The 355-nt window shown below is 41.7% G+C and carries 1 protein-coding gene; it reads left to right on the plus strand.

Going from position 1 to position 355, the window contains the following annotated elements; translation table 11 throughout:
* Nucleotides 1–351 (plus strand): AcaB family transcriptional regulator (locus tag RMT89_RS41705; protein ID WP_315888969.1); only part of this gene is annotated, 351 nt, incomplete at its 5' end.
* Between the last annotated feature and the right edge of the window lie 4 nt (nucleotides 352–355).

Here is a 355-nt window from a genome sequence, read left to right on the forward strand (position 1 = left end):
TCGTGGGCATTAACAGACCTTGAAGAATCGCTTTATTCTCTTTATTTAAGCGATAAGTATGCGATTCTTCCATCTCAAGTAGTCACAGAAAAAAGGCAGGATCTTCGCAAAGCATATCGCGTTATTTTACAGATGATCAACCGCTGGAAACCATCGGCAATAACTCGTGAAGATTTGGCTCACAACACTCAGCGAGTAGCAAAAACGTTCGAACTCAACGAGCAAATCCAGCTAACAAAAGATGTTCTTCTGCTAGAAAAACGGGCGGCTTGCGCTCCGAACATTAAGACGAGAAACTTCAACAAACTGGAACCTGCAATTAAAGAAAAGCTCAATGAACATTACGGCTAAAACC

This window comes from Streptomyces sp. P17, from assembly GCF_032436805.1.
In the GTDB taxonomy this organism is placed as follows: domain Bacteria; phylum Actinomycetota; class Actinomycetes; order Streptomycetales; family Streptomycetaceae; genus Streptomyces.